The sequence below is a fragment of the Psittacicella melopsittaci genome, assembly GCF_003585925.1.
Taxonomy (GTDB): Bacteria; Pseudomonadota; Gammaproteobacteria; order Enterobacterales; family Psittacicellaceae; genus Psittacicella; species Psittacicella melopsittaci.
The window spans coordinates 19,833-29,202 of record NZ_NRJH01000011.1; the positions used below are offsets into that span (position 1 = coordinate 19,833).

General features: G+C 38.1%; 8 protein-coding genes. All 8 read left to right on the forward strand.

Going from position 1 to position 9,370, the window contains the following annotated elements; genetic code table 11:
• Positions 1–263 precede the first annotated feature (263 nt).
• The 8 genes from tal (at position 264) to dtd (ending at position 9,331) form a co-directional block, all read left to right on the forward strand.
• The gene (gene tal, locus CJP74_RS01095) at positions 264–1,217 is read left to right on the forward strand and encodes a transaldolase (protein WP_119496433.1); all 954 of its coding nucleotides are present in this window, start codon (positions 264–266) and stop codon (positions 1,215–1,217) included.
• A 335-nt stretch (positions 1,218–1,552) separates the two neighbouring features.
• The gene (gene rsxA, locus CJP74_RS01100) at positions 1,553–2,131 is read left to right on the forward strand and encodes an electron transport complex subunit RsxA (RefSeq protein ID WP_119496434.1); all 579 of its coding nucleotides are present in this window, start codon (positions 1,553–1,555) and stop codon (positions 2,129–2,131) included.
• Positions 2,132–2,133: 2 nt separating this feature from the next.
• On the forward strand, positions 2,134–2,868 hold the full coding sequence (gene rsxB, locus CJP74_RS01105) for an electron transport complex subunit RsxB (protein WP_245958026.1): 735 nt from the start codon (positions 2,134–2,136) through the stop codon (positions 2,866–2,868).
• A 2-nt stretch (positions 2,869–2,870) separates the two neighbouring features.
• Positions 2,871–6,419 carry a 4Fe-4S dicluster domain-containing protein gene (locus tag CJP74_RS01110; RefSeq protein WP_119496436.1) on the forward strand — a complete coding sequence of 1,183 codons (3,549 nt, stop codon included), beginning with the start codon at positions 2,871–2,873 and terminating at the stop codon, positions 6,417–6,419.
• On the forward strand, positions 6,403–7,371 hold the full coding sequence (locus CJP74_RS01115) for an RnfABCDGE type electron transport complex subunit D (protein ID WP_119496437.1): 969 nt from the start codon (positions 6,403–6,405) through the stop codon (positions 7,369–7,371). The genes CJP74_RS01110 and CJP74_RS01115 overlap by 17 nt, the downstream gene beginning before the upstream one ends.
• Positions 7,371–8,033 carry an RnfABCDGE type electron transport complex subunit G gene (locus tag CJP74_RS01120; RefSeq protein WP_119496438.1) on the forward strand — a complete coding sequence of 221 codons (663 nt, stop codon included), beginning with the start codon at positions 7,371–7,373 and terminating at the stop codon, positions 8,031–8,033. Before CJP74_RS01115 ends, CJP74_RS01120 begins: the two co-directional genes overlap by 1 nt.
• Positions 8,033–8,716 (forward strand): electron transport complex subunit E, encoded by a 684-nt coding sequence (locus CJP74_RS01125; protein ID WP_119496439.1) that lies wholly within the window; start codon positions 8,033–8,035, stop codon positions 8,714–8,716. The genes CJP74_RS01120 and CJP74_RS01125 overlap by 1 nt, the downstream gene beginning before the upstream one ends.
• A 168-nt stretch (positions 8,717–8,884) precedes the next feature.
• Positions 8,885–9,331: a D-aminoacyl-tRNA deacylase gene (gene dtd / locus CJP74_RS01130; protein WP_119496440.1), complete on the forward strand. Its 447-nt coding sequence runs from the start codon at positions 8,885–8,887 to the stop codon at positions 9,329–9,331.
• The last annotated feature ends 39 nt before the right edge of the window (positions 9,332–9,370 follow it).

Here is a 9,370-nt window from a genome sequence, read left to right on the forward strand (position 1 = left end):
GGTAAGACCTAAATCTTTTATTTTTTAGTAGAAGAGAGCATTTTAATTTAAAAAGCAATCTCACCTAATTTAGCTAAACTAGTGAAAAATATTACATAATCTAGCACCTTAGTTAACTAGGGAAGCTAAGCAGGATAAGAAAAAGCAATAAGCTCAAGATAATTTACTTAAAAAAATAAATATGCTGTTTTTTATGTTTTGTCTTTAAAAATGTTATAATATTCAGACAAAGTAGTTTCCCTCAATAAAAAAGGTTGCTCAAAATGACTAATAAACTCGAACAATTAAAAAAAGTAACAGTAGTTGTAGCTGATACAGGTGATATTAATTCAATTAAAAAATTCCAACCTCAAGACGCAACTACTAACCCGTCATTAATTTTAGCGGCTTCTAAATTACCAGAATACCAACACTTAATTGCCGAAGCGGCAGATTATGCCAACAAACAAGATCCTGCACGTTGGGATGCTAACGCTTTAGACTACTTATCAGTAGCTATTGGTTATGAAATCTCAAAAATCGTTCCAGGATATGTTTCTACAGAAGTTGACTGTCGTGAATCATACAACCTGCGTAATACTGTAGAACGTGCACGTAAACTAATTACTCTATACGAAGAGCGTGGTTTATCACGTGATCGTGTATTAATTAAAATTGCCTCAACTTGGGCAGGTATTAAAGCGGCAGAAATTCTTGAAAAAGAAGGTATTCACTGTAACTTAACTTTATTATTTAGCTTTGCTCAAGCTCGTGCATGTGCTGAAGCTAATGTAACTTTAATTTCTCCGTTTGTAGGTCGTATTTTAGACTTCTACAAAGAGAAAAACCCACAAGCTGACTACGCAGGTGATAAAGATCCTGGCGTAATTTCAGTATCAACAATTTACGATTGGTACAAAAAATATGGCTACAATACTATTATTATGGGAGCTAGCTTCCGTAATACTGGGGAAATTGAAAGCCTTGCAGGTTGTGACCGTTTAACTATTGGACCAGGTCTTCTTGAGCAATTAGAAGCAGATCAAGGTCAATTAGAAGTTAAATTAACTAACCAATACGAAGGTAAAACTGAAGAACGCTTACCAGCATTAACCGAAGATCAATTCTACTGGGAACACAATAAAGACCAAATGGCAATTGTTAAACTTGCCGAAGGTATTGTGAAATTTGCAGCTGATACTGAAACTTTATTAAACGTTTTACGTGCTGCTAAATAAGCAACAAGCTCCAACTGCAACAGTTGGAGCTTTACTTATGATCTTATTTGTTTGGTTGTACCTATTTTTTAATTTAGACGTATTCTCATTTTAGTCTAATAAGAACTAAATTAAGCATGTAAAATATAATAAAAAATAGCACAAACAATAAGATTGCACTATAATTATAGGGTTTATAACCCACTCAATATTGAGTGCAATATAAATATATGCTTTTTTAACTTCTTTTGTCAGTTTCGACGTGCATCTAGTTACTTTTTAGGTTTCTAGGGAATTGACAAAAGCACTTAAAAAAAATTATCTGCAAGTCATAATTAATTATTTATTTTTTTCTTATGCTTACTATTATCTATGCAATTATAGCTGCAGTATTTATCAATAACTTTGTTCTAGTTAAGTTCCTTGGTCTGTGTCCAGTGGTAGGTACTTCACAAAAACTAGATACAGCTGTAGGTATGGGCATGGCAACTACTTTTGTCTTAACCCTAGCTTCTTTAACTAGTTATTTAATTGCAGCTTATATTCTTGCGCCTTTAAACGCTACTTACCTTTCCACAATCGCCTTTATTTTTATTATTGCGGTAATTGTGCAACTAACTGAAATGGTGCTTAAAAAAGTATCGCCAGGTCTGTATAAAGTATTAGGGATTTTCTTACCTCTAATTACTACCAACTGTGCGGTTCTTGGGGTTGCTCTACTCAACCTAAATAGCAACTTTTCCCTTTTTCAGTCAGTTCTCAATGGCTTTTTCTCCGCAGTAGGCTTTACTTTAGTACTAGTTTTATTCGCTTCAATTCGTGAACGCTTAAACAGTGCTAATACGCCAGTAATTTTTAAGGGTGTACCTATTGCTTTAATTACTATAGGCCTGATGGCAATTGCTTTTATGGGCTTTACAGGATTAGGTAAATAATAATGTTTATTTTGTGGACAGCGATTATATTTGCCGTTCTTGCTATAGCTATAGGTTTAATTATCACTATTGCCCAAAAGATCTTTGCCGTAAAAGAAGATCCTATTGTCGAAAAAATAGATGCTATTCTTCCTCAAACTCAATGTGGACAATGTGGTTATCCTGGTTGTTTACCCTATGCTAAAGCTTTAGCAAACGGTGATGAAATCAATAAATGTGTTCCTGGAGGTCAGGAACTTGTTGTTAAATTAGCAGAGCTTCTCGATCGTGAAGTTCCTGCGGGAAAAATGGAAGAACCAGAAGACCTAATTGCGATTATTCGTGAAAAGGACTGTATTGGCTGTTTACACTGCATTGAAGCTTGCCCTGTAGATGCCATTATTGGGGCAAAAAAATTACTCCATGTAATTGTTCCTGATTACTGTACCGGATGTAAACTTTGTGTTGAACCTTGCCCAGTTAAGTGTATTGACATGATTCCGCGTCCAAAAGAAGTTAATAAATACTCAAAAATTCGCGAGGAAAGCAACTTTCCTCGTGGGGTAACTTCTAGTACTTTAATTAAGGTTACTAATGTCCCTCCATCTTCGGCACCTTATTTTAATTTAAACACTTTAAATGAAAATGAGGTAGAACAAGCAAGCAAAGCAAATGAACAAGCAACATCTTATAACTCAAAACTTGTTGCTCGTTTAGCAGCTAAAATTGCAGAATCGAAATCAGGTAAAAGCAATTAGTTATGGTATTCAATTCTCTTAAGGCTGTTTTTAGCCAAACAGCTAAAATCCTTACCAAACGAGACATTGCCCTTAAGCTTCATAAAAGACTAGGCAAAGACAAGCTTTACCATTTTCATGGAGGCTTACATCTTGACCTAGGTAAACACCTAACGCGAAGTGCTCCAGTTTACCAAATTGCGGATCTTAATTATTACTTAATAAATATGATCCAGCATAAAGGACCAAAACCTATAAGCCTAGTACACGAAGGTGATCAGGTTGAAGCAGGACAACTTTTAACCAGTAATTATATTCCTGGGGAATTACCAATTCACAGTCCCGTTAAAGGTAAAATTTTAACTATCACTGAGTTCTTACAAGCTTCGGAGTTAAGTAAAACCTGTAAAACTATAGTTGTAGAAAATGCAGAACAAACTCCAGTTAGCTTAACTCAAGAAACTAACTTTAATGAAGGTACGCCTATAGGTCCAGCCTTCTATCAACCTTTAAATTATCTTGAAGCTCCACGCATAGAATTACTCTGGCGGGTAAAAAATGCTGGTATTGCAGGTTTAGGGGGTGGGGTATTCCCTTCGGCTCGTAAAATTAATAATCGTCACTTTAAAACCTTACTAATTAATGCTGCCGAATGTGAACCTTACATTACTTGTGATGATGTGCTCATGCAAAACTACGCCTCTCAACTTGTTGAGGCTATTTCTTGTATGCAACATCTACTGCAAACCGAAAAAGTAGTAATTGCTATTGAAGATGATAAGCCTGTAGCTATTCAACGCCTGCAAGAGCAAATCAAACGCGAGCAAGAAAAATACTTAACTCTTCTTAGCCAAGTTAATTTCCCTACTGATAAATTAGCTCTTGCCTGCCAAGAAGAAATTCCTGCCGAGCTCAAGGAAAAATATTCGTCAGCAACGCTCCAAGCTGCTGCCAAACTCTATGCTCTTAATAGCATAAAAATTAGAGTTATTCCTACGCGTTACCCTTCTGGTAACCAAAGAACCACTATTGAAGTACTTACAGGTTTACGTTTAACTAAAAAACAAAACCTCACTTCTTTAGGGGCAATCTGTTTTAATATAGGTACAGTTTACTCTATGTACCGTGCCATAGCTTATGGGGAAGTACTAACTCAACGTTTAGTAACTATCACTGGTACTGGCATTAAAAAACCAGGTAATTACTGGATTCCTTTTGGAGCAACTCCAGCTTTAATACTCGATCTTCTCGGAGCTAACCCAGACTTTACTAATAAAGTAATCATGGGTGGTCCTATGATGGGCTTTGCTCTAGATGACTTAAATGCCCCAATTAATAAAGCAACTAACTGCTTAATCTTTGTGGGTAAAGGAGATATAGAAGCTGACCAAAAACTCTTTGCTCCAGGTGAAGAACAAGCATGTATTCGTTGTACTGCTTGTCAGGACGTATGTCCTATGCTTCTCCAACCCCAACAAATGCATTGGTTTGAAAAGGATAAAGATGATGCCAAACTTATAAAAGCCAACCTCAGCTCATGTATTGAGTGTGGCTTATGTGACTATGTTTGTCCGTCAAATATTCCTCTGGTTTCTTATTTCCAAAGCGGAAAGTACCGCATTTGGAATGAACGTAAAAAAGTTCAAACTGCCGAAGAATCAAAAGCAAGATTTGAGGTTAAAAGCTTACGTGAACAAATTGCCAAAGCTGAACGTGATGCTAAACGAGCTGCTGATAAACAACGCAATTTAGAACGTGCTCAACAAATGCGTCAAAAAGCTATTGCCGAATCTGGAGTTGACCCTATTGAAGCTGCTAAAGCTCGTTTAAAAGCACGTGGAGTTGTAACTGGACAAGATACTCAAGTTACGGCTGGTGCTAATGCTCCAGACAATAGTGCAATTATGGAACAACGCCGTCTGCGTCGTCTGCAAAGACAACAAGAGCAAGCTGCAGCACAAAATGAAGGAGCAAGTAAACCTGCTCTAGATAAATCAGCGGTACTAGCAGCCGTAGCTGCTGCTAAAGCAAGACAAGCTCAGGCTCAAGGACAACAAAGTACTCCAGCTACAGGAGATAATTCTGCTCCTATGACTGCAGTGCAAAAAGCGGTTGCAGCAGCTAAAGCAAGACAAGCTCAAGCCCAGCAAGAAGCTCAAGGAGAAAACTCAGCTCCTATGACTGCAGTGCAAAAAGCGGTTGCAGCAGCTAAAGCAAGACAGGCTCAAGCTCAGCAAGAAGCCCAAGCTCAAGGAGAAAACTCTGCTCCTATGACTGCAGTACAAAAAGCAGTTGCAGCTGCTAAAGCAAGACAAGCTCAAGCTCAGCAAGAAGCCCAAGCTCAAGGAGAGAACTCAGCTCCTATGACTGCAGTACAAAAAGCAGTTGCAGCTGCTAAAGCAAGACAAGCTCAAGCTAAAGCTGAAGCTGAAAGTAAAGCTCCAGAACAAGCTGAAACTGCACCTGTAGCAGAAGCAAAAATGACTGCAGTACAAAAAGCTGTTGCTCTAGCTAAGGCTCGTCAAGCTCAAGCTAAAGCTGAAGCTGAAAATCAAGCTCCGGAACAAGCTGAAACGGCTCCTAAAGCAGAAGCAAAAATGACTGCAGTGCAAAAAGCTGTAGCTCTTGCTAAAGCTCGTCAGGCTCAAGCTAAAGCTGAATCTGAAAATAAAGCTCCTGAACAAGCTGAAACAGCACCTGTAGCAGAAGCAAAAATGACTGCAGTACAAAAAGCAGTTGCTGCAGCTAAAGCAAGACAAGCTCAAGCTAAAGCTGAAGCTGAAAATCAAGCTCCAGAACAAGCAGAAACAGCACCTGAAGCAGAAGCAAAAATGACTGCAGTGCAAAAAGCTGTAGCTCTTGCTAAGGCTCGTCAGGCTCAAGCTAAAGCTCAAGCTGAAAGCAAAGCTACAGAGAAAGCTGAAACAGCACCTGAAGCAGATGCAAAAATGACTGCAGTACAAAAAGCTGTAGCACTTGCTAAAGCTCGTCAGGCTCAAGCTAAAGCTCAAGCTGAAAATCAAGCTCCTGAGCAAGCTGAAACAGCACCTGAAGCAGAAGCAAAAATGACGGCAGTACAAAAAGCTGTAGCACTTGCTAAAGCTCGTCAGGCTCAAGCTAAAGCTCAAGCTGAAAATCAAGCTCCTGAACAAGCAGAAACTGCACCTGAAGCAGATGCAAAAATGACTGCAGTGCAAAAAGCTGTAGCTCTTGCTAAAGCTCGTCAAGCTCAAGCTAAAGCTCAAGCTGAAAATCAAGCTCCAGAACAAGCGCCTCAAGTTGCTGAGCAAGCGGAAGTAGCACCTGAAGCAGATGCAAAAATGACAGCTGTACAAAGAGCAGTAGCACTTGCTAAAGCACGTCAAGCTCAAGCTAAAACTGAAGCTGAAAATCAAGCTCCAGAGCAAGCTCCTCAAATTACTGAGCAAGAAGCTGTAACTCCTGAAGCAGATGATAAAATGACTGCAGTGCAAAGAGCTGTTGCTCTAGCTAAGGCACGTCAAGCACAACGCTTAGCACAAGAAAATACCTCAAATAGTACGTTAGGAGATTCTAATGAAAAATACCAATAGTATTATGCTTAGTGTATTTGTAGCATTAGTTCCCGCTCTGTTAGTAAAAACTTACTTTTGGGGTTGGAATACGCTACTTTTACTTGCAGTATCTATTGCAACGGCAGCTGTAGTAGAAATAGGGGTAGCAAAATTACGTAATAAGCAACTTTATGCCGAGTTTGGTAATAACTCTGCTTTAGTTACTTGTATGCTAATTACCCTAAGTCTACCACCTAATATTCCGTTTTATGTAATCCTTATAGTTACTCTCTTTGCTATTTTAATTGCAAAGCAAGTATATGGTGGTTTAGGGCAAAATATTTTCAACCCAGCAATGGTTGGGGTTGCCTTATTTATTGTTACCTATCCGCAATTTATTACTTACTGGGCAATTCCAGAGAGTAGTGCAAGTCAATCTTTAAGCCAAACTTGGAATAGCTTTACAGGAGCTCAAGGTATAGATGCTGTAACTCAAGCTACTCCGCTAACCCAAGTAAAAACTATCTTGCTAGTTGGAGGCACTAAAGAGCAAGTAATAGCTTCTTTAGCTCGCTTAATCTCAGCAGAATACTTCCCTTGGTTAGTGTACAACCTTGCTCTGCTATTAGGAGGACTCTATCTTGTTTTACGTAAGATAATTACTCTCCTCCTTCCAGTTTGTACTTTAATTGGCTTTTGTACTATAGCTTACATCCATTATCTGGTAACAGGTTATAGCCAAGCTATACCTATCTATGCTTTAATTTATGGTTCAGCTATTTTTGGAGCATTCTTTATAGTTACCGATCCTGTTACTACGCCTCAGTATGTAACAGGAAGAATAATATATGCTCTTTTAGTGGGAGCTTTAATGTACATTATTCGTGCTTTTACTAACTACAATGATGGTGTTGCCTTTGCGGTTTTACTTTGTAACATTCTTGTACCTATGTTTGACCGCACCTTTACACCAAAGGAGTTTGGTAAATAATGTTTTTTAAATATCTTTCACGCAACACCATTACCTTAGTAATAGCTACTGTAGTTGGGATAGGTTCTTTAAGTTTAGTGAACTTTGCTTTAAAATCACGCATCGAAGATGCTCAAGCAAACGCTTTACGTCAAACTATAGTTAACTTAGGGCAAGCCTTTCCTACTTCGAACTACGATAATGATGTAAGTAAATCTTGTTATGTCCCAAAAGAAGGTGCCTATGATCTAGCCGATCCTAAGGTAAATACTTTAATGTTAGCTACCAAGGACGGAAAAATTACAGGTTATATCTTAATTTCCTCAACTTGGAAAGGCTACGAGGGCTTAATTCGTACTATGCTAGTTACTGATGCTCAAGGTGAAATCAAGGCTGTACGTATTCTTCAACAAAACGAAACTCCAGGCTTAGGTAATAAAGTTATTACTACCGACTGGGTACATAGTTTTGATAATTTACCTTTAGCTCAAGCTAAACTTCCTTACCTTGCGGTGAAAAAAGACGGGGGACAAATTGATGAGTTTACGGGAGCTACTATTACGCCACGAGCAATCGTAAATCAAATTCGCGAAAATATGCAAGTGGTTATTGCTGATTTAGTACACAACCCTCAAGCTCTGCAAGAAAAATTTGTTCCATGTAGTGTACAAGGAGATCAATAATGTCAGCAACAAAAGAAATTTGGCTTTCAGCCCTTTGGAAAAACAACCCTTCTTTTGTCCAACTTCTTGGCCTTTGTCCGCTCTTGGCTACTTCTACAGGAGCTACTCCGGCTTTAGGGCTAGGAATTTGTACAATGTTTGTAATGTTTATGTCAAACACGGTAATTTCGATTCTGCGTAATCAAATTCCTAATGAAATTCGTATTCCTGTGTTTGTTTTAATCATTGCTGCACTAGTAACTATTACGCAATTAATTATTCATGCATTTGCTTTTACCCTTTATGAGTCCTTAGGTATTTTCTTACCGTTAATTGTGACTAACTGTATTGTTATTGGGCGTATTGAAGCGTTTGCTTATAAAAATAAAGTAATTCCTTCGGCTGTAGATGGTTTTGCTATGGGCTTTGCTGTTGCTTTAGCTTTAGTAATGCTTGGAGCAATTCGTGAACTACTAGGGCAAGGAACTATCTTTAAAGATTTAAATCTTATTCTTGGTCCTATAGCTAAAGATTGGTACATTCAAGTGTATCAAGTTGACAACAACTTCCTCTTAGCTATCTTAGCTCCAGGAGCATTTATTACTTTAGGTTTACTCATTGCAGGGAAAAACTACTTAAACCAACGCCATGCGCTTAAAACAAATCAAGAATTTGTTGTAACCACAAAAGCAGGTTGTCACTAAGTTTATATTCCTCTGATTTTTTTCTTTAGATTGAGTATAATAGTTAGCGTTTTGTTAAATTTTTTAATTTAATAAACAATAGAAAAACCTAAAAATAGGATACACCTGGCGTGTATCCTTTTTTTTGTGTTAAACTAAAAAATATTTATTGATTTTGAAAGGATTCACATGAAAGCGGTTATTCAACGTGTTAAACAAGCTAAGGTTGAAGTAGATAATCAAGTGGTAGGACAAATTGCTAAGGGCTACCTTGTCCTTCTGGGCGTAGAAAAAGAAGACACCCAAGCTACAGCTGACAAGCTTCTAGCAAAACTCCTAAAACTACGCATTAATGAAGATGAAAATGGCAAAATGAACCTAAATATTCTCGATGCACAAGGTTCATTACTGGTAGTAAGTCAATTTACTTTATGTGCTGATACCTCAAGAGGTAATCGCCCAAGCTTTAATGGGGCTCCTCCTGCTCTAGCTAACGAACTCTATGAGTATTTTTCCCAACAAGCTCGAGCGCATCTGCCTGTGGAAAATGGCGTATTTGCGGCCGATATGCAAGTATTTTTACAAAATGACGGTCCTGTTACCTTTGTTCTCGAAGTAGAACCATCCCAAGCTTAAGAAAAAACTCAGAAAGGACTTCTGAGTTTTTTCTTAAGC